General features: G+C 37.5%; 15 protein-coding genes. 7 read left to right on the top strand and 8 right to left on the bottom strand.

Annotated elements, in window-relative coordinates; all coding sequences use genetic code 11:
- Nucleotides 1–38: 38 nt before the first annotated feature.
- The 6 genes from AC5YGI_RS11620 to AC5YGI_RS11595 form a co-directional block, all read right to left on the bottom strand.
- Nucleotides 39–1181: a cytochrome-c peroxidase gene (locus AC5YGI_RS11620; protein WP_496168395.1), complete on the bottom strand. Its 1143-nt coding sequence runs from the start codon at nucleotides 1179–1181 to the stop codon at nucleotides 39–41.
- Between the two features lie 7 nt (nucleotides 1182–1188).
- Nucleotides 1189–2778 (bottom strand): DUF6850 family outer membrane beta-barrel protein, encoded by a 1590-nt coding sequence (locus tag AC5YGI_RS11615; protein WP_496168394.1) that lies wholly within the window; start codon nucleotides 2776–2778, stop codon nucleotides 1189–1191.
- Entirely contained in the window at nucleotides 2768–4117 is a 1350-nt protein-coding gene (locus tag AC5YGI_RS11610; protein ID WP_496168393.1) for a DUF4876 domain-containing protein, read from the bottom strand. Before AC5YGI_RS11610 ends, AC5YGI_RS11615 begins: the two co-directional genes overlap by 11 nt.
- Nucleotides 4118–4141: 24 nt before the next feature.
- Nucleotides 4142–6862 carry a TonB-dependent receptor plug domain-containing protein gene (locus tag AC5YGI_RS11605; protein ID WP_496168392.1) on the bottom strand — a complete coding sequence of 907 codons (2721 nt, stop codon included), beginning with the start codon at nucleotides 6860–6862 and terminating at the stop codon, nucleotides 4142–4144.
- 319 nt (nucleotides 6863–7181) lie between these two features.
- Complete coding sequence (gene dnaK, locus AC5YGI_RS11600; protein ID WP_330747401.1) at nucleotides 7182–9080, bottom strand: molecular chaperone DnaK; 1899 nt, start codon at nucleotides 9078–9080, stop codon at nucleotides 7182–7184.
- 200 nt (nucleotides 9081–9280) lie between these two features.
- A complete protein-coding gene (locus AC5YGI_RS11595; protein ID WP_496168390.1) occupies nucleotides 9281–9985 on the bottom strand; it encodes a hypothetical protein in 705 nt (234 codons plus the stop codon).
- Between the two features lie 231 nt (nucleotides 9986–10216).
- On the opposite strand from AC5YGI_RS11595, the gene ppk1 reads away from it, so the two are divergent.
- The 7 genes from ppk1 to AC5YGI_RS11560 all read left to right on the top strand — a co-directional run bounded on the left by ppk1 (nucleotide 10217) and on the right by AC5YGI_RS11560 (nucleotide 18891).
- Nucleotides 10217–12289 (top strand): polyphosphate kinase 1, encoded by a 2073-nt coding sequence (gene ppk1 / locus AC5YGI_RS11590; protein ID WP_496168389.1) that lies wholly within the window; start codon nucleotides 10217–10219, stop codon nucleotides 12287–12289.
- A complete protein-coding gene (locus AC5YGI_RS11585) occupies nucleotides 12286–13170 on the top strand; it encodes a Ppx/GppA phosphatase family protein (protein WP_110009974.1) in 885 nt (294 codons plus the stop codon). The genes ppk1 and AC5YGI_RS11585 overlap by 4 nt, the downstream gene beginning before the upstream one ends.
- Before the next feature lie 336 nt (nucleotides 13171–13506).
- Entirely contained in the window at nucleotides 13507–14160 is a 654-nt protein-coding gene (locus AC5YGI_RS11580; RefSeq protein ID WP_496168387.1) for an NAD-dependent epimerase/dehydratase family protein, read from the top strand.
- Complete coding sequence (locus tag AC5YGI_RS11575) at nucleotides 14157–14306, top strand: hypothetical protein (protein WP_156106575.1); 150 nt, start codon at nucleotides 14157–14159, stop codon at nucleotides 14304–14306. Before AC5YGI_RS11580 ends, AC5YGI_RS11575 begins: the two co-directional genes overlap by 4 nt.
- Nucleotides 14307–14446: 140 nt before the next feature.
- A complete protein-coding gene (locus tag AC5YGI_RS11570; protein ID WP_496168386.1) occupies nucleotides 14447–17485 on the top strand; it encodes a choice-of-anchor I family protein in 3039 nt (1012 codons plus the stop codon).
- A gap of 100 nt (nucleotides 17486–17585) precedes the next feature.
- Nucleotides 17586–18428 carry an SIR2 family NAD-dependent protein deacylase gene (locus AC5YGI_RS11565; protein WP_496168385.1) on the top strand — a complete coding sequence of 281 codons (843 nt, stop codon included), beginning with the start codon at nucleotides 17586–17588 and terminating at the stop codon, nucleotides 18426–18428.
- Nucleotides 18429–18498: 70 nt separating this feature from the next.
- The gene (locus AC5YGI_RS11560) at nucleotides 18499–18891 is read left to right on the top strand and encodes a DUF3060 domain-containing protein (RefSeq protein ID WP_454510282.1); all 393 of its coding nucleotides are present in this window, start codon (nucleotides 18499–18501) and stop codon (nucleotides 18889–18891) included.
- Between the two features lie 161 nt (nucleotides 18892–19052).
- Here AC5YGI_RS11560 and AC5YGI_RS11555 read toward each other — a convergent pair whose 3' ends face one another.
- Nucleotides 19053–19301 carry a NifU family protein gene (locus AC5YGI_RS11555; RefSeq protein WP_002977212.1) on the bottom strand — a complete coding sequence of 83 codons (249 nt, stop codon included), beginning with the start codon at nucleotides 19299–19301 and terminating at the stop codon, nucleotides 19053–19055.
- 47 nt (nucleotides 19302–19348) lie between these two features.
- Nucleotides 19349–20455, bottom strand: coding sequence for an Mrp/NBP35 family ATP-binding protein (locus AC5YGI_RS11550; RefSeq protein ID WP_227943031.1), 1107 nt, complete (start codon nucleotides 20453–20455; stop codon nucleotides 19349–19351).
- Nucleotides 20456–20568: the final 113 nt, after the last annotated feature.

The raw sequence follows: 20568 nt of genomic DNA, 5'->3' as shown, positions 1-20568 counted from the left end.
AAATCATCTTTCTGACTGCAGTAGTTTTATTATAATTATTATGACTCAGGTAATTCCGGTGGGCGCATTTTATATTTGTAACTGTTCAGTGTTTTTAAAAATGCTACGATATCAAACACCTCATCATCTGTTAAATTCAGTTTTTGGATCATTCCTGATTTATGGGGAAACTTTTGATCATTGATCTGTTCTCCTTTTGGAATTTCCCTTCCCATTCCGGCATTATACATCATGACGATGTTCGCCAGCTCGGGGAAAAGCCCGTTATGCATATAAGGTTTATTCTCGGAAACTTCTCTTAGTGCAGGAGTTTTGAATTTTCCTACATCTTCATTTTTTTGAGTAACAATGTACCGTCCCAGATCTTCGTATTTTCTTCCGTAATACGTCAGTCCCAGGTTATGGAATTTTTGGTCGGAAAAATAAGGCGTGTTGTGGCAGTTGATACAATTTGCTTTAGTTCTGAATAAATGAAGCCCATTGATTTCAGAATCCGTTAAGGCATCTTTCTTTCCGGTCACGAATTTATCAAATCTTGAAGGCGGACTTATCAGAGAACGTTCAAATGTAGCAATGGCTTTTGCAATTTTTTCTTCTGTCACTTCTCCATTCCCGAAAGCTTTGACGAAAAAAGATCTATACCCTTTAATTTTTCTGATATTTTTTGTTGCCATTGACATATGCAGATTCATTTCTACCGGATTTTCGATAGGGGCTTTCACCTGCTCTTCCAACGTTGCCGAACGGCCGTCCCAGAAAAGTGTTTTAGCATATCCGATATTTACCAAAGTAGGTGCATTTCTGGTACCTGTCTGCCTGTCGTGGCCAAAAGAAACCCTGCTTCCGTCTGACCAGCCAATTTCAGGATTATGGCAGTTTGCACAGGAGATCTGTCCGCTTTTCGACAACCTCGGATCAAAGAATAACATTTTTCCCAGTTCCATTTTATCTTCGGAATAGGGATTATCTTCAGGAAAACTCATTTTTGGCAAGGGTCCGATATCCTGGAACCCTTCTTTTGCTTCATCAAATAAGCGGGCGGCCGGCCATTTGCTCTGATCTCCGCTGCTGTACAAAGTACGAAGCTCCTCTACGGAGTATCCCGTAGGGTCATTAGAAGTATAACTTAATAAACATATTACTCCGGCAATTGCCAGAAAAGCGATGTATCTGTCTTTCATTTATTTCTTAATAATAAACATTCACTCCTACTAAGGCAATATGATTAGCTCTGCCATTGTAGTCCACTTGATTTTTATAGGTACTGTTCATCAGCCATGTCTGAGAAAAACTTCCAAACAGCTCATACCTTATTTTATTCTGGTCAAAAATATAACTTGCGTTAAAATTAAGACCTATTTTAGGGGTTGCATCATAAGCAAAGTCCGGCTGAGCGATCTTAGTTGCAAAGATATTCTCTTTTGTGCTTTGGTAAGGCTGATAATTGAATTCTTTTTCCAATGGAATGTAAAGGTTTTGTGACAAACCAAAAGTCAGCTTATGGAAAGGTTTCAAAGCAAATTCTTTTTCTGCTCCAAGGCAGTAATTAAAAAACGAAAGCTTCCTGTCCATTACCACGGATAGATCTTTTACGTGATTTTTTCCATATGCTGCATCAAAGATCATTTTAAATGCTTCGTTCTTATGATTAAACCACATCACACTATTCTGCCAGAAAAGGTTCTTCTGTTCGAGGCGGTAGGTTCTGTATTCTGACGGATAATTATAATTGGTATCGAGTTGATCCTGATAGTTCACCATAGAAGCCCATTTTTTCCCGTTATAATTTCCCAGGAAATTGAGATAGAAGCTGTGGAGATCTGTTTTCAGCCCGGAATATTTTGTATAATCTTTTTGCCAGTTAAAGCTGGCATCCTGATACTCGTAAACCCTGTAAAAGCGTTCAATCAGATTTTTATAGTCGTATCCGGCAGAAAAATGAGTATTCGGGTTATTAAATGCATATTCACCGCCCCATATATAACCTCCCATTTTATATTCGGAAGTTTTGTACTGGGTATTTCCAATATACTGATTACCATAACCTTCATTATAACGGATGTAGATGCTGTCATTCGCGGGTACGTTTCCTTTCATATTTACAAACATGATATCATTTCCTTTGTAATGATGTACATAGCTCAGTTTCCCAAAAACAGCATGCTGCTTCCACTTTAAGCCTAATTTTGCAAAAGCCTTGTATTTATAATCATCTATTTTAGGTCTTGGATCTGCATTTTGTCTGTATGATTTGGCATAAATCCCTTCTCCTCCCAACTGCAGGATTACAGGTTTTACGGGATTATAGGCAAACTGTCCGTTGATAAAATAACTTTGTTTCTGCCATCTCGCTGAACGGGGAACCCAATAATAAGAGGGGTTATAAATAAAAGATGAACTGTTCGTTCTTTCATCACTCAGAATATAGGGAACGTTCTCTTCTGTAGTTTTATCTGCTTTAAGTCTTCCTGATAATGCTATTTTATCATTCAGTTTATAAACTCCTTCAGACTGAAAAGTGAAACTTCCTGTTTCTTCAGCAGTCTGTACTCTTTTAAAATTTTGTTTTACTGAAGTATATTGAAAGGTTGTTCTGGAAAAATCTAATGGCTGAAAAAATGAAATGTAGGGATCATTTATCCTGATATTTTTTTCTACAGCACTGATGTTGATACTGTCCAGCGCGGTCGTCTGGGCATGAAAAAACTGACTGCCTAATACAGCCAATCCCACTATACTGTGCTGAAATGTTCTAATTTTTTTATTATTACTGTGCATATCCTCGAGGGTTTGCTTTAATCGTTACAAAATCATTGGCAGAATTATTTGTATCCTGCAGTACCACACGTCCATTGATAATTTCTTTTGTTTTCCGGATTACAGAGAGGCCGGTAAACGTGGCTTCAGCCTGCCCTACAGCGTTGACGATAAAAGTTCGTGAAGCATCAATATCTGCAGGAAAATCTTTAGGAGCTTTTTGTTCCTTATCTGTGATATCTATTCCGTCTATGATATAGTTTTTAGGAATCTGCAGAAACAAATTTCCTGTTGGCGTTTTCGGCGATGGCACTTTTTGCCAGCCTGCCACTTCTGCATCCGTTGCTCTCAGAATTCCGAGCCCCAGCATAGAATTTACATTCAGGATTAAGTCATTAGAAGCAATACTCCAGTAGGCAACCTGCATATCCGGCACCATAATATTCTGGATATCCCATGCAAAAGGCTTCTTGCCAATGCTTGTATTATAATCTCCCAAATATGTTTCAAAGTCAGCATGACTCAGATCAACAGTTCTGTCAGGCTCCTGTATCGCTACTCCTGTACCGTTAATATCATCAAAAGGTATTTTATGATTAATGGCTGTTTGAGCTATAACTATACTTTTCCCTGGTAAAATGGGATATTGACTGCCGTTTCCAGGTATTTTGATAAGTATATTAGAGTACACATAATCTGTATTGGCTGCTGCACCGCCACCGGCAGTTTTGCTCCAGTCATATTGTCCGTTAGATAAAGTATAAGTGGTTGGGTTACTGTTTGTATTCCCTTCCAGAAATACAAGATATAAACCGTCGGCATAAATAGTCTGGTCAGAGTTATTATGAACTTCTATAAACTGATCTCTGAAATTGGCGCCCAGTTTTGTGTCTGAACCTGCATAATAATATTGTTTGATCACAAGATCGCCAAGATTTCCACTAGTGATTCTGACTAATTTTGAGGGAGTATTGGCATTAATGATTACTTTTTCATCAAAACCTCCGAAGTGAACAATTTCATAGCTGGTCTCCTCTCCTATCTGCTGTTCATATTCACTTTTTTTTAATTGAAGTTCCGCCTGAATACTATAATTTCCCGGTAGAACAGCATTTAATTTTAAATCTCCGTTTTCATCTGTTTTTCCTGTAATCTGATCTTCTGTTGCTGTATTTTTAAGGATAACTGTTACATTTGCAACTCCTTTGTCTGCAACGGAAGGATATTTTGAAGCGTCAAATTTTATATTCACGGTAAACGGAACCGGCTTAATCTCATTATTTCCTCCAAAATCATCATCCCTGTTACATCCCCAAAGGGTCATAACAGGAATTACTAACAATAGTATGAATCTTTTCATTATTTTTTATTTTTAGTTGTATGGTTAAAATCTGTACGAAATATTCCCCCCAAAAGAAGTAGAGGTAAAATTGCCGTAAACAGCTCCTCTTTCATCATATGCTTTAAGGTTGAAAACATTACTTACATAGATGGACAGTCTGAAACCACTTAGGAAATCTTTTGTTACTCTTAAATGAACATTATGCAGGGTTTTGTTATATAAACCTGACAATTTTTCATCTGAAGGCTGCAGAAACAATCCCTGATATTTTGGATTGCTACGGTCATTTTCGGGAATCATTTCTGATGTTCCATCATGTCTGATATATCCTATTGGATAAATGTCATTGGCGCCATTCAGTGTTCTGTCTGAAAGGAAATGATCTGTTCTCAACCCAATGATCAAACCGGATGAAGCCAGGTGATAATCAAAACTGAAACTTGCTCTGGCCATAGAACTTTTGTTTCTACTGTCATTATAAATTCCATACTCATAATCTTTATCTGCAATCTTGGGAGCACTGATCTTGTAAAGACCTTCATCTTTATGACCGGAAGTCTCTACATAACTGGCATTAAAGCCAATGACCAGATTAAGGGCTTCTATTTTTTTGAAACTGGCCATCAGTTCCAGCCCTTTATCTACAGATGAATATCCGTTGACGATTCGATTCTGCAGGTAATTAAATTTCTCGGTTCCTACGATCTCGAAAGTGGGCACTTCTGTTCCTGAGATATTGACATTTACTTTCGCTTTGTCCATGATTTTATGAACGCTTGCTGTGGTAAATCCATCAAATAACCTGTTGTAATAAGCCGTAAGGTTAACCGTTGCAAAGGGAAATCTGTAATCTACTCCCACTTCTGTTTTCCAGCTTTTTGAAGGTTTAAGGTTGGCATTATCTCCGGGAGTCACTACCGTCTGCATAATGGCTGCTGAATAATATCCCGGCAGACGATAATCCCCAAGAAGGAAATCAAAGTATCTTGGTGCCGTATAGATCTGATTCAATGAAGGCGCTTTAGAAGTCAGTCCAAAACCTCCTCTCACAGAAAATTTCCCCATCTGATAAGATGTGTTTACCCTTGGCGAATAAGTGGAAAATGAATTCTGCAGATCATAACGAAGCCCCAGATTGGTTCTTAAGATATGTTTATTGGCAAAAGATTTTGTGATATTATCCTGAATATAAAATGCATACTGTTTGCTGGCAAATACATTATCGCGATAATTAAAGTCCCTCATCCCGTTTGATCCCTGCCCTGCAGCAGTAATTGTTGTAAACTGACCTGCTGTTCCGTAACGGCCTTTTCCAAAGTTGTTTCCGTACCGGAAATTGGCTCCGATACTGTACATATGAACCCATTTGGATGCCGTCATTTTAGTACCATTCACACTTATATCGGTAAAAATATTCAAAGGCTTCCCATCAGAAAAGGCTTGATTTTCATAGCTCGGCGGTGTGTAAGGAGCATAGTAAACACCATCTGTAGTAGCGTTTCCGTACGGACGGGCACCTTGATTCAGCCAGTATCTTCTTTCTGTAAGTTGTGTTGAATAGCTAATTCCTACATCCGCACCGATCATTCTGAAAAACGGTTTTCTTCCGTTACGATTAAAATTATAACTGATATTATTGCTTAATGAAAAACTCTTGTTATCCACATTGATGATCATTCCGTCAAGATCATCAGGATCTCTTTTCCCCTTGCTGGTATTGGTAGAAAATGAAGCTGAAAGTTTATGGCTGAACCCGCTTTTACTTTTTGATGACCAAAGGAAATTAACATTGGTCCTGTCGTACCCCACCAGACTTGTTCTTGGATCAGATAGTGAATTCATATAGTCTACGGACACATTAAGCGCATTGTTGTTTTTGAGTTTAAAACCTTTGGTAAGACCTACCTGATAAGTTCCTTCTCTAAGAGACGCATCCAATCGTAGTGGTGATGCTTTGGCAATGGTGGTCACTTTAATAAGTCCGGATGTAAGATCTCCATATTTGGCATCCGGCACTCCCTGTATCACTTCAATACTTTCTATATTTTCTGTAGGAATTTCTCTTAAATCGACGCCATAGTTAGGCTGTCCCGGCATTAAATTTCCTCCTTTAGTAGAAGTATTAAAGCTTATTCCAAAAGGACCGCTGTTGGCAGAATCATAGCTCTGCATATTTTCGTTATTAGACAAGGCAATATCGTTGACCATCAACTGTACTCCAAATGCCCTGTTTCCAAAATCATCACCTCCCGGAACATTTCCGGAACCAGTGATTGAAGGGCCACTGGCGGTTCTGAATACAATATTTTTAAATTGAGTATTGTCAAACTGCTGTACATATTGACCTGGTAATTGCTGCAATACGTCACCAATAGAAAATGACTGTAAATTTTGAAGAGCTTCCTGCTGGATTGAAATTTCGGAAAACTGTTTCTTTTTTGCGGTAAGTTGTACACCTTCAATTCTGATCTCTGACCTTTCTCGGGAAGAACTTTTAGGAGATAGAATCTGAAGCTGTAGTTCTTCTCCCTCTTTTATGATAATGGTTTCTTGTCTATTGTCGGCATTCAGGAAGACGATTTGGCATTTTCCTTTAAGAACCATAGAATTATCTTTCTTATGTAATTCTTTACATTCTTTCAAACCACCACTTGCGAACTCTCCCCTTTTGAGTTGCCCGTTATGATAAAATTCTACTTTTTGGGCAGACAAGAATCCGCCTGCTGTCAGAAAAACAGCACCTGCTAATAACGATAATTTCACCCCTAAAATATTTAGGGCACAAAATTAATTATAATTATTCTAAATAAAAATTAATTTTATGAATTTATTAAAGATATTTTAATTTAAAACAAAATAATATTCACATATAAATCTCTATACAAGGAATAAAAAAAAATATTATAACCATCCTAAACAGGGTTCTTAACCTTTTCTCAATTGAAAACATTCCGTCATTTACCTCAAGATATAATATGAAAATTATTAAAGTAAAGGACAGAATCTGATAAAAATAAAACCCCGCGGTAAACTTTGTTTACCGCGGGGTTAATTTATAATTAAATGTTAGTGTTTACATTTATTATTTTACTTCTTCGAAGTCTGCATCCTGTACATCTTCAGCTCCGGCGTTTCCACCAGGGTTCTGAGCACCTGCACCTGCATCAGCACCCGGCTGTTGACCCGCTGCATATAATTCTTCAGAAGCTGCCATCCATGCTGCATCTAATGCTTCAGTTTTAGCTTTCACATCATCAGCATTTTTAGCTTCGAAAGCTGTTTTTAATTCTGCGTGAGCTGCTTCAATAGCTGCTTTTTTGTCAGCAGAAAGTTTCTCACCGAATTCTTTCAATTGCTTTTCAGTCTGGAAGATCAATCCGTCAGCTTTGTTGAAGATTTCAACTTCTTCTTTTCTCTTGGCATCAGCCGCAGAGTTTTCCTGAGCTTCTTTCTTCATTCTTTCGATTTCTTCGTCAGAAAGACCTGAAGAAGCCTGGATTTTGATAGACTGCTCTTTACCAGTTCCTTTATCTTTAGCAGATACGCTTAGGATACCGTTCGCATCAATATCGAAAGTTACTTCAATCTGAGGAACTCCTCTTGGTGCTGGTGGAATATCTGTAAGGTCAAATCTACCGATTTCCTTGTTATCGTTGAACATTGGTCTTTCCCCTTGTCCTACTCTGATGCTTACAGCCGGCTGGTTGTCAGAAGCTGTAGAGAATACTTCAGATTTTTTAGTTGGGATTGTAGTATTCGCTTCAATTAATTTTGTGAATACAGAACCCATTGTTTCGATACCTAAAGAAAGTGGAGTAACGTCAAGTAGTAATACATCTTTTACATCACCTGTCAATACACCTCCCTGAATAGCTGCACCGATGGCTACAACCTCATCTGGGTTTACTCCTTTAGATGGTTTTTTACCGAAGAATTTTTCTACTTCTTCCTGGATGATCGGGATTCTTGTAGAACCACCTACCAGGATAACTTCGTCGATATCAGAAGTTGATAAACCAGCATCTTTTAATGCTTTAGCAACAGGCTCCATAGATCTTCTTACAAGATCAGCAGATAATTGCTCGAATTTAGCTTTTGTTAAAGTCTTCACTAAGTGCTTAGGACCTGTAGCAGTAGCTGTGATATATGGTAAGTTGATTTCAGTCTGAGGAGAAGAAGACAATTCAATTTTAGCTTTTTCAGCTGCTTCTTTCAATCTTTGAAGAGCAATGGCATCAGCTTTTAAGTCTACCCCTTCTTCAGCTTTGAACTCGTCAGCCATCCAGTTGATGATCACATCATCAAAGTCATCACCTCCTAAGTGAGTATCACCGTTTGTAGACAATACTTCGAATACACCGTCTCCTAAATCAAGGATAGAGATATCGAAAGTACCACCACCAAGGTCATATACTGCAATTTTCTGATCTTTATGGTTTTTATCAAGACCATAAGCTAACGCTGCAGCGGTAGGTTCGTTGATGATTCTTTCTACTTTAAGACCTGCAATTTCACCAGCTTCTTTAGTAGCTTGTCTCTGTGCGTCATTGAAGTATGCAGGAACAGTGATTACCGCTCTTGTTACTTCCTGACCAAGATAATCTTCAGCAGTTTTCTTCATTTTCTGAAGCGTCATTGCAGAAATTTCCTGTGGAGTATATTCTCTATCGTCGATTTTTACTTTTACTGTATCGTTTGGTCCGGCAACTACTTTATAAGGTACTCTTGTGATTTCAGAAGCATCATCTTTAAAGTGTGTTCCGATAAATCTTTTGATAGAGTAAACAGTTTTTGTTGGATTCGTTACAGCCTGTCTTTTTGCAGGATCACCTACTTTTCTTTCTCCGTCTTCCGTAAAAGCTACGATAGAAGGAGTAGTTCTTTTACCTTCTGCGTTAGGAATAACAACAGGGTCTTTCCCCTCCATTACAGCAACACAAGAGTTGGTTGTTCCTAAGTCAATTCCAATTATTTTACTCATAATATTTTATATTTTTTCTATTTTTAATTTTAATTTACACTCTCAATTTCTCAATATCTGTACCATTCAAAAAATTATGACAAAATGACACAATAAAAATAAAAACCCCGATAAAGCCGGGGTTTTGAAATTATATTCAGGAAAAAAAATCATTTTTTTGAATGGAGATGTGTCAACTTTCATCAGTTTGTCGTGAGGTTTTATTTACTTTCTTTTAAAACCTGAATTAAAAAATAGCCAAGATCCGGATCCACAGGATATATTCTTCCGGTATTAATGCCAACTCCCACTCCATTTGTTCCAAAACCTACGCCATCTATTCCGATACCTGAGAAGCTGTAGAATTTATTAAACTGCTCCGGTTTCCATTTTGCCCATACTGCCATTCCTGTAATTCCTCCTTTCACTATTTTCACTTCTTCATTTTCCTTTAAAATAATCGTTAAGAATGTATTGTCTCTTACTTCTTTTTTATCTCCGTTTACTTTAAACTTTGAAGTCTTTTCGCTGTTTATAACGGGCTCACCGATGATATAAATTCTATTTTTTTCAATAAGCGTACTTTGTTGTTTGATGTCGGAATCCTGTATATAGTAAGTATCTATTATCAATTCGGATTCATTTTGATGATCTCCTTCTTTAAAACTCACAATGTGATAAGCATTAGCCCCTGTATTCTTTGCTTCATCAGCAATAGCTGTAAATAAATGTCCGAGATAAGTATTGGGATAATGCGCTTTGTACCTTCCTACAAATGCAGATTTATAGTTTTCCTGCTGCTGTAAAGGATTCATAAATTTCCGGGGAGACAGGTTGTCCAGATTTCCTTTTTCCAAAACCTCTACATATTGACTGCGCCCCCAACCAAATAACTGCAGCAGAAGTATGATTATCAATTTTTTCATGACTAAAAGTTTTTATAATTCCGGGAAATATTTTCAAATAATGAATAAATTTTTGATAATATCCTGATATAAATATAGCAAAAACAACTGATAACCAGATCTTTTACAAGAAGGCCCAATAAATAGAAGGAATTCTACATTCAATCTTCAAAAATTAATCAAAGTTTAACCTAAGAAATAGAGGCAGAATCTTTGTGAATTATTATTTTTGATAAAATATACACATTTAGAATGTCAATACACTTTAATCCCCGAGATATTACATGGCTTGCCTTTAATGAAAGAGTTTTGCAGGAAGCCATGGATGAAAAAGTTCCCTTACATTTAAGAATACGTTTCCTCGGAATTTTCTCTAACAATTTAGATGAATTTTTCAGAGTGCGTGTTGCCGGATTAAAGCGCGCCATGGATTTTAAGGAAAAAGTGATTGCCGAATCTTTTTATCAGCCGCCATCCAAGATCCTTCAGAGAATCAATGAAGTTGTGATGAGACAACAGCTGAATTTCGATAAAACCTGGAAAAAAATCCAGACCGAAATGGCTGACCATAAAGTTTTTATTAAAAATGCCAAAAACCTGACAGCCAACCAAAAAGAATTTGTCAGACAATATTTCGATGAAGTGGTAGAATCCAATGTGATCCCGATTCTCCTTCACGAAAATACTCCTATGCCTTATTTGCGTGACAAAAGTCTTTATCTGGGAGTAGCCATGAGGAAAAAAGACTGGCAGTATTCCAGCAATTATGCCATTATTGAAATTCCGTCCCGTTTTGTAGGAAGATTCGTATTGCTGCCAACGGAAGATCCGGAAGAAAAAAATGTCATGTTACTGGAAGATGTGATTACCTTTAACCTTCCGCACATTTTCTCTTATTTCGGATATGATGAATTTGCAGCCAATGCATTTAAAGTAACAAAAGATGCCGAACTGGATCTGGATAATGATATCAGAACCAATTTTGCAGAAAAAATAGAAAAAGGTCTTAAAAACAGAAGAAAAGGAAAGCCTACCCGTTTTGTTTTTGATAAAGATATGGATAAAGCTCTGCTGGAACTCCTTATCAGAAAGCTGAACTTAACCAAGAAAGACAGCATCATTCCCGGTGGAAAAATTCATAATTTCAAGCATTTCATGGATTTTCCCGATGTTTTTGAAAAGTATGAAAGACCTGTGGAAAGAACCTCTTTTACGCATCAGGCGTTTGAGCATGGGGAGAGAGTAACAGATGTTATTTTAAAAGAAGACGTTCTCCTTACTTTCCCTTATCATAAATATAATCCGGTGATTGATCTTCTTCGCGAGGCTGCGATGGATCCGGATGTAAAATCAATACAGATTACCGCTTACCGTCTTGCCAGCAGCTCAAAAATCATCAATGCCCTTATCTACGCAGCCCGAAATGGTAAGGAAGTAACCGTAATGCTTGAACTTCAGGCAAGATTTGATGAAGAATCCAATCTGGAATGGAAAGATATGCTGGAACCGGAGGGGATTACCGTACTTGTTGGCATTCCTAACAAAAAAGTACATGCCAAACTTTGTGTCATCAAGAAGAGGGCCCACAATAAAACCATACAATATGGCTTCGTAAGTACCGGAAATTTCAACGAAAAAACAGCCAGAATATATGGTGATCATCTGTTGCTGACTGCAGACCGAGGCATCATGGCAGATATCAATAAAGTCTTCAATGTGTTGAAAAAACCGAAAGATGACTTTATTTCCATTTTGAAAACTTGTAAAAATTTATTAGTTTGCCCTCAGTTTATGCGTGAAAAGATTGTTCACCATATCGATAAGGAAATCGAAGAAGCTAAGGCAGGACGAAGAGCAGAAATCATTGTCAAAGTAAACTCAATGAGTGACCGCGCACTGATTGAAAAAATATATGAAGCTGCTAAAGCCGGAGTGATAACCAGAATGATTGTAAGAGGTATCTATTGTGCCGTAAATCAAAAGGAATTCAAAGAAAAAATAAAAGCCATCAGTATTGTAGATGAATACCTGGAACACGCCAGAGTTATGTATTTTTACAATAAAGGGGCTGAAGACATGTACATTTCTTCCGCAGACTGGATGACAAGAAACCTTGACTACAGGATTGAAGCAGCCGCTAAAATCACTGATAAGAACCTTAAGAAGGAATTAAAAGATATTCTTGATATCCAGCTTAGAGATAACGTAAAAGCAAGGATTTTAGATAAAAAACTGAGCAATGAATACGTAAGAAATGATAAAAAAGAATGCCGATCACAAATAGAAACCTATAAATATTTAAAAGCTAAAACAAGCAAGAAATGAAGATAGCAGCGATAGACATAGGGAGTAATGCAGCCCGCCTTCTTATCAATGAGGTAAAGATCAATAACAGAAAGCCTGAATTTATTAAGCTGAACCTTCTCAGAATTCCTCTGAGACTGGGAATGGATGTTTTTACCATCGGAAAGATAGGTCCGGAAAGAGAAAAAATGGTCATTGATTCTATGAAAATCTTCAGTGATCTGATGAAAATATACAAAGTAGACCACTACAGAGCCTGTGCTACCAGTGCTATGCGTGATGCTGCCAACGGTAATGAAATTATCGATCTGGTAAAAAATACCTCCGGAATTGATATTGAAATCATTTCCGGTGATGAAGAAGCAACGCTGATCTACGAAAATCATGTTGCAGAAGGTCTTGACAAAGAATTTGCCTATCTATATATTGACGTGGGCGGAGGTTCTACAGAGCTTACCTTCTACGAAAATGGTAAGATGGTTTACGAAAAATCTTTCAACATCGGAACGATCCGTCTTCTCAACAATCTTGTTACGATGGATAACTGGAAAGAAATGAAAGAGGAAATCAAGAAAAATATTGTCAGCAAAAAGCCGATTGTTGCCATCGGTTCGGGAGGAAACATCAACAAAGTATTCTCTATGAGCAAGACCAAAGATGGAAAACCAATGTCTCTGTCTCATCTGAAAAAGGTTTACAAAGAATTCAATGAACTTTCTGTGGAAGAAAGAATGACCAACTACAACCTTAGAGAAGACCGTGCTGACGTACTGGTGCATGCCCTGGGCATCTTCAACAATGTGATGTCGTGGTCTGATATCAATAAAATCTTTGTTCCTAAAATTTCCGTGGCAGATGGATTGATCCATAATATTTACAGTCAGCTGCAACATAAAAAGTAAAGCTTATAAAGATATTGAAGGCCAGCGCATTTTTGCGCTGGCTTTTTATTTTAAAAACATTTCCATGTCATTGCGAACAGGCTGAAGGCCTGCGAACATGGTTCATACGTGACGAAGCAATCTCTATTATTAAGTTTTGGCTAAAGCCAATAGAAGGTGGCTCATTTTTTAAGGCGGGCTTTCTTCGTCTCCGCTCAGAATCATAGCCCCCCTATTGAATTATTGAATCCGGATATTTAAGACAATATCTTTTATCTTTTATCTTTTATCTTTTATCTAAAAATTTTAAAGTAAAACCCTATCCCTATCCGTCATACCTATATCAATAGCAAAGCAATGAACCCAATCAAAATAATTCTTACAGGAGCTACGGGAATGGTAGGCGAAGGTGTTTTAATGGAATGTCTTGAAAACCCGGATGTTTCCGAAATCCTGAGCATAAGCAGAAAACCCTCCGGGAAAACGCATCCTAAGCTGAAAGAATATCTCGTCTCTGACTTTCTTTCGCTCGATCTGAATGATGAAAAACTAATAGGATATGATGCCTGCTTTTTCTGTGCAGGAATCAGCAGTATTGGCATGAATGAAGAAGAATACACCCAAATCACTTATGATACAACCCTTCATTTTGCAAAAGCCGTTTTGAATCAAAACCCTGAAATGGTCTTTAACTATGTTTCCGGGGCAGGTACAGACAGCACAGAGAGTGGAAAAATGATGTGGGCCCGTGTAAAAGGGAGAACAGAAAATGATCTGAAAAGAATGAATTTCAGAGGTGCTTATAATTTCCGTCCGGGATTTATGAAACCTGTTGAGGGTCAAATCAATGTAAAATGGTTTTTTAAACCTTTTATTTGGATTTTTCCTGTATTTTTTCAGTCAAAATCATTAACTTTACACGAAGTGGGTAGAGCAATGATCAATGTGACACAAAAAGGATACCCTACATCTACTTTAGAAATTAGAGATATTAAAAATTTAGCGCTATGAGAGACATGTTAAAAAGAATTGTTCTGGTTATTTTTGTACTCTTGCTTGTGACTGCTGTTTCAGGATATTTTTATATGCAGAAACATCCTTTGGAAGGAAATAAATCAGGAACAATTTTAAACTTTTCGGGAAAATCAGGAAAATAATTTCACTATAAAGTTTCTTATTCACATAATTTTTATCTTTTATTGGAAATAAACCTATTTTTTAAACATTTCTTAAAGTTCCATTAAAATAATTGCAAGGTATAAAGTTCATTTTTGTATTTATCTAATTGAAATAAAAAATGATCAACAACTACCTATTAAAAGGGTCTGTGATTGCCGCATTCTTCTTTCAGAGCGGTCTTTTCGGGCAGACACTGATTCATTACTGGAATTTTAACGATAATACTTCTGCAGCCACAATTACGACCCCTACTTCTACGATGGTAAATGGTTCTCTTGCACCAATAGCAGGAGGAACGAGTGTTATTGATTTTGCCGGAGGTACCGGTCAGAATTTTAGTCTGCAAAATTTAAATGCCAGAAACGGTGATGGATCCGGAACCCATTTAAGATTCAACAATCCGATTGGAGGGGCTTTACAGTTTAACCTTCCTACAACGGGCTATAATAACATTATTGTTAAGTTCACCACCAGAAGATCCGGTCAGGGAGCAGGAACACAAACCTGGTCTTATTCCACAGACGGAATTACTTTTGTACAGTTTCAGACCGTGAATCCTCAGGATGCGGATCCCCAGCTGATAACACTCGATTTTTCTGCTGTACCGGGTGCTAATAACAACCCTAACTTTAAATTAAAGGTAGAATTTTCCGCAACGGGAGGTGGAACTGGCGGGAACAACCGTTTTGATAACTTTACAGTAGATGCCGTTCCTACGGGAGGCCCTGATACTACTCCACCAACGGTTACTTATTTACCTGCTAACAATACCAATAATGCTTCGACTGCTTTAAATCCGACCTTATCTTTTAACGAAAATATAAGGCTAACAGATAATTCTGCGATCAACGATTCCAATGCGCAGAATCTTATTGATTTCCGTCTGGGAAATTCTTCAGGTACCCCAATTCCTTTCACTACAACATTCACTAACAATACCATCACTGTAATTCCTTCTTCCGGACTTGTGCCGGGGCAAGCCTATTATTTAGCGCTTAAGCCCAATATGGTGGAAGATTTTAGTGATAATGGAATTACCACGGTTACTTCGAGTACTTTTACTACTGCCGGAACAACAGTTGCTTTAGAAAAGAATTTTATTAAGGTTAATGAAAATGCGGGAAATCTTGCATTTAAAATCAATATTACCAATCCCTCGGCTTCTACGGTAAACCTTGTTGTAAAACCCGCACCTTTCAGTACAGCCGATTCCAATGATTTTACTTTAGCCAACCAGACTATTAACATTAGTCCATCTACAACGAGTTACACCGTCAATATTCCGATTATTGATGACACAGTGGCAGAACAGCAGGCTGAATATTTTGTGGTAAGTCTTGAAAATCCTGTTGGAGCTACTATTTCAGGAGACAATTCTGCAACGGTTTATATCGTAGACAATGATAAACCGGCTCCGGTTCCTTCCCATCAGATTCAGCTGAATTATCTTCTAAGTTTTGATCCTTCAGGAAATAATAACAGTTCTACAGAAATTGTGGTTCATGATCCGTCAACACAACGTTTATTCACAATCAGTTCGATTACTGATGTATTTGATATTATTGATTTCAGTAATCCTTCAATACCTTCAGTCATAAAAACAGTGAATATGGCTCCTTATGGTGGTATTACAAGTATCGCTGTGAAAAACGGAATCATTGCAGCCGCCTCTCCCAATACTGATCCTCAGCAAAATGGATCTGTAGTATTTTTTGACATCAACGGAAATTTCCTGAAGCAGGTAACTGTAGGAGCTTTACCGGATATGGTGACATTCTCCCCTGACGGAACAAAAGTAATTACTGCCAATGAAGGAGAGCCTAATGATGCTTACACTATTGACCCTGAAGGGACCATCAGCATCATTGATATTTCCGGAGGTATCGGAAATCTTACCCAAAGTAATGTAACGACACTTAATTTTAATAGTTTTGATAATCAGGTAGCAGCATTAACCGCTACCGGTTTAAGAAAAGTAAGAACGAATAATACACTTTCTCAGGATCTGGAACCGGAGTATGTAACCATCAGTGCCGACAGTCAGAAAGCATGGGTCACCCTTCAGGAAAACAATGCCATCGCTGAGATTAATCTGGTTACAAAAACCATCACAGGAATCTGGGGATTGGGAAAAAAAGATATGAGTATTCCGGGTAACGGTTTTGATGCCTCAGATAGTAATGGAGAGATTTTAATTGCCAACTGGCCGGTAAAAGCTTACTATGTTCCGGACGCTGTACAGAATTATAAAATAGGAAACACCAATTATATTATAACCGCTAATGAAGGTGATGAAAAAGATCTTTCAGGATTCAGCGAAAGAACTACAGTAGGTGCTAACAGTTATACTTTAGATCCTGTATTGTTTCCGAATGCAGGTATTTTAAAAGCGGCTTATAACCTTGGCAGATTCAGGGTTTCATCTGCTACAGGAAATACGGATGGAGATTCGGAGTTTGAAGAAATGGCGGCTTTAGGAGCGCGTTCTTTCTCTATTTTCAATGCTGATACTAAACAGATTGTCTACGACAGCGGAGATCAGTTTGAACGATATATTTCAGCTTATCATCCTTTGATTTTCAATGCAGATAACGAGTCCAACGGTATTAAAAACAGAAGCCGCGCCAAAGGACCGGAACCGGAAGGAGTTGCTTTAGGAAATATCAACGGACAAACCTATGCTTTCATTACATTGGAAAGAACAGGCGGTGTTATGGTGTATAATATTACAGATCCTGGCAATCCTACTTTCACAGATTATAAACATTCGCGCTCTACCTCAGCATACGGAGGTGATAATGGTCCGGAAGGAATTATTTACATTGCTCCTGAAAATACTACAACCAATAAAGGCTACGTGATTATCGCCAATGAAATCAGCGGAACTTTATCCATGTATGAAGTAGCCACGCCTGCTACGCTTGGAACAGGTGAGATAAAATCTGAACAGGCAACCTTCAATGTATTTCCAAACCCTGTCAACAAAGGAAATACACTTTATTTCAACAGAAAACAGGATTATGAATTGTACGATATGTCAGGAAAATTGATCGGAAAAGAAAAGAGTGCTTTAACAATCAATACTTCTACACTTTCTGCAGGTGTTTATCTGGTAAAAACGTCAGAAGGACAGATCAAGAGAGTTATTGTAAAATAAATATATATTACAGCATACCATTCCATTGTAAAGCTTCGGATTTTCCGGGGCTTTTTTGATTTATGATAAAAATGATTAATTTTAAACTTTTATAACCTCAATGAAAACACAATTAGAAAATATTATTCAACAAGTCTGGCAAAAAGAAAAAAGAAATCTTTTTACTTTCCTTACCGGTGCAGGCATCTCATCTGACAGTGGAATTCCTACCTATCGAGGCATAGATGGGATCTGGGTGAAAGGAACCCAATTTCACAAACCTGAAGAATTCGGGACTTTACGTTATTTCAGACAGCATCCGGAAGAAGTTTTGCAATATTCTCTTTTCAGAAAGAAAATGTTTGAAAATGCTTCTCCCAACCAAAGTCATTTTGAACTTGCAGACATTGAGAATCAACTCCAGGATAGGTTTCACCTCATTACCCAGAATATTGACAATCTTCACCGCCGTTCCGGAAGCAAAAGAATCTATGAAATTCACGGAAACAACCGAGAAATTAAATGTTCCAACGGATGTAAAGAGATCCTGAATTTACCTGTTGAAATAAATGGAAAAGACCTGGATGAAGATCTTACCGCTAAAGACAAGGAACTTTTAACCTGTGGACATTGCGGGCATTGGATGCGTCCGAATATTTTGTGGTTTGATGAATATTACGACGAAAAAACGAATAAAAAATTCAGTGCACTTAAAATTGCCAAAAACAGCGGTGTTCTTTTTATTATCGGGACTTCCGGAGCAACGAGCCTTCCTATTGCCATTGCCGAAACAGCTCTTAAATATGGAGCTTTTATCGTAGATATTAATACGGAAGACAATAACTTCACAGACCTGATCAAAAATAAAAAGAATACATTAATCATCCGGGAAAAATCAACCGAAGTTCTAAAGACTATTAATGAAATTATAAAAAAACAAAATCCTAAATCTTATTTAAGATGATTTAACTTTTGAAGTACTTGGAAGAAAGCATTTTATATCTATATTTATCACGAATAAAAAGCCAATTCACATGAAGAATATTAAAATCGCAGGAATTCTTACTTTCCTGTTGCTGGGAACAGCTACTGCTTTCTCACAATCCAGAAAAACAGAATCTACAAAAGGTGTAGAAAAAACAGAAGGTAATAAAGTGGTACATGTAGAAGGTGTAGGACATACACTCACTTATACACTCAGCGGAGGTGTTGTTGAGGTAGAAGGTGGTGATAACAAGCTTACGGTAAAAGGGAGTGCAAAAAAAGTTACAATCTCAGGAACAGGTAACAAAGTATACATTGATAAAGTAGATAAAATATCTATGGAAGGTGGTGATAACACCGTTTACTACAGAACTTCAGGAACAAAATCAGGGAAACCGGATGTTTCTATTACAGGAGTGGGAAATAAGGTTGTAAAACAATAAAAAATATTTTTCGGAATCTGAAACATCTCATCGGAACCTGACGGGTTTTAAAAACCCGTCAGGTTGGGTTAACTCAGTAGACTAAACTTATTGTTATTAATACAAATAAAAAGACAGGCCTTAAAAAAAGCCTGTCTTTTTAAAAATATCTCAGATATAATTTACTCTACGTTGATTACCTTTTCGATTTCCGGAGCATGTTGTTTGATTGTATTTTCAACACCCAGTTTTAAGGTTGAAAAATTCAATGAACACCCGGAACAGTTACCTAAAAGTTTTACAAACACCTGATTATCTTTCACATCAATAAGCTCAATATCACCTCCGTCTTTATTCAAAAACGGTCTGATGCTTTCCAGAGCTTCCATTACTCTTGTTACTGTATCTTCGTGCGTTATGTTTGTTTCCATATTTTTTCAGTTCAATTCGGTTTCTTCAAATTTTATTGAAATTATTATTATTTTGCTTTTGGCGAGCATCCTGCCATTGTGGAAATCTTCACTGCTTCAGTAGGAGGAAGATTTTTATTTCTTTCCACTAAACTTTCTACCATTTTTCTGGCAGTTTCGGTGTAGATATCTGCAATTTTAGATCCTTCCTGAAGTGCAGCCGGTCTTCCAACGTCCCCTGCTTCTCTGATGCTTTGGATCAAAGGAATTTCACCCAATACCGGAATTCCAAGATCTTCCGCTAAATATTGTGCTCCCTGGTTTCCAAAGATATAATATTTATTGTCAGGAAGTTCTTCCGGTGTAAAATACGCCATATTTTCGATCAAACCAAGCACAGGAATGTTAATACTTTCCATCTGGAACATGGCAATTCCTTTTCTTACGTCTGCCAATGCAACATGCTGAGGTGTACTTACAATTACCGCTCCTGTTACCGGTACTTCCTGGATAATTGACAAGTGAATATCACCTGTTCCCGGAGGAAGGTCAATTAGCAGGAAATCCAGCTCTCCCCATGCAGCATCTCTGATCATCTGGTTCAAAGCTTTTGAAGCCATAGGACCTCTCCATACTACAGCCTGATTGGCTCCTGAGAAGTATCCTATTGAAAGCATTTTTACTCCATAATTTTCGATAGGCTTCATCAGATTCTTACCATTCACTTCTACAGAAATTGGTTTTTGCCCCTCTGTATCAAACATGGTAGGAACTGAAGGACCGTAGATATCTGCATCCAGTAATCCTACTTTAAAGCCCATTTTAGCTAACGTTACTGCCATATTTGCAGAAACTGTAGACTTCCCTACTCCTCCTTTACCAGAAGCAATAGCGATAATATTTTGAATTCCCGGAATTTGTTTTCCTTTGATCTGACTTTGCTGAATTTCACTAGGCTCCGGAGAAACGATTTTAAGTTTTAAATGAATGTCTTCTCCAAACTCACTGGCAAAAGCCTGTTTCATGGCAGCCTCCAGTTTTTTCTTTTCGTGCATTGCAGGCGAATGGGCAGTCATATCAATATAAACATCGTTACCCATAATCTGAAGATTATTCACCAAATCGTCTACTTCTATTTCTTTAAGGAAATCCTGAACCTTTTCTTTCGTCAACATATAAATATAAATTGTTTACAAATTTACGCATTTTTTCGGTAATTTAGAATCAATAAAATCTATAATATCAGGTGATAAATCAGATCGTTAAAAATTTCTTATTCTGTTTTTTT

Source organism: Chryseobacterium sp. CS3K3.1 (assembly GCF_059515165.1).
The sequence above is the reverse complement of the archived record's forward strand: the minus strand, read 5'-3'. Positions and strand labels throughout refer to the sequence as shown.

Excerpts from the sequence above, each read along its gene's own strand:
- AC5YGI_RS11620 (WP_496168395.1), bottom strand. The coding sequence starts at position 1,181 with ATGAAAGACAGATACATCGCTTTTCTGGCAATTGCCGGAGTAATATGT.
- AC5YGI_RS11615 (WP_496168394.1), bottom strand. The coding sequence starts at position 2,778 with ATGCACAGTAATAATAAAAAAATTAGAACATTTCAGCACAGTATAGTG.
- AC5YGI_RS11610 (WP_496168393.1), bottom strand. The coding sequence starts at position 4,117 with ATGAAAAGATTCATACTATTGTTAGTAATTCCTGTTATGACCCTTTGG.
- dnaK (WP_330747401.1), bottom strand. The coding sequence starts at position 9,080 with ATGAGTAAAATAATTGGAATTGACTTAGGAACAACCAACTCTTGTGTT.
- AC5YGI_RS11595 (WP_496168390.1), bottom strand. The coding sequence starts at position 9,985 with ATGAAAAAATTGATAATCATACTTCTGCTGCAGTTATTTGGTTGGGGG.
- ppk1 (WP_496168389.1), top strand. The coding sequence starts at position 10,217 with ATGTCAATACACTTTAATCCCCGAGATATTACATGGCTTGCCTTTAAT.
- AC5YGI_RS11585 (WP_110009974.1), top strand. The coding sequence starts at position 12,286 with ATGAAGATAGCAGCGATAGACATAGGGAGTAATGCAGCCCGCCTTCTT.
- AC5YGI_RS11580 (WP_496168387.1), top strand. The coding sequence starts at position 13,507 with ATGAACCCAATCAAAATAATTCTTACAGGAGCTACGGGAATGGTAGGC.
- AC5YGI_RS11575 (WP_156106575.1), top strand. The coding sequence starts at position 14,157 with ATGAGAGACATGTTAAAAAGAATTGTTCTGGTTATTTTTGTACTCTTG.
- AC5YGI_RS11570 (WP_496168386.1), top strand. The coding sequence starts at position 14,447 with ATGATCAACAACTACCTATTAAAAGGGTCTGTGATTGCCGCATTCTTC.
- AC5YGI_RS11565 (WP_496168385.1), top strand. The coding sequence starts at position 17,586 with ATGAAAACACAATTAGAAAATATTATTCAACAAGTCTGGCAAAAAGAA.
- AC5YGI_RS11560 (WP_454510282.1), top strand. The coding sequence starts at position 18,499 with ATGAAGAATATTAAAATCGCAGGAATTCTTACTTTCCTGTTGCTGGGA.
- AC5YGI_RS11555 (WP_002977212.1), bottom strand. The coding sequence starts at position 19,301 with ATGGAAACAAACATAACGCACGAAGATACAGTAACAAGAGTAATGGAA.
- AC5YGI_RS11550 (WP_227943031.1), bottom strand. The coding sequence starts at position 20,455 with ATGTTGACGAAAGAAAAGGTTCAGGATTTCCTTAAAGAAATAGAAGTA.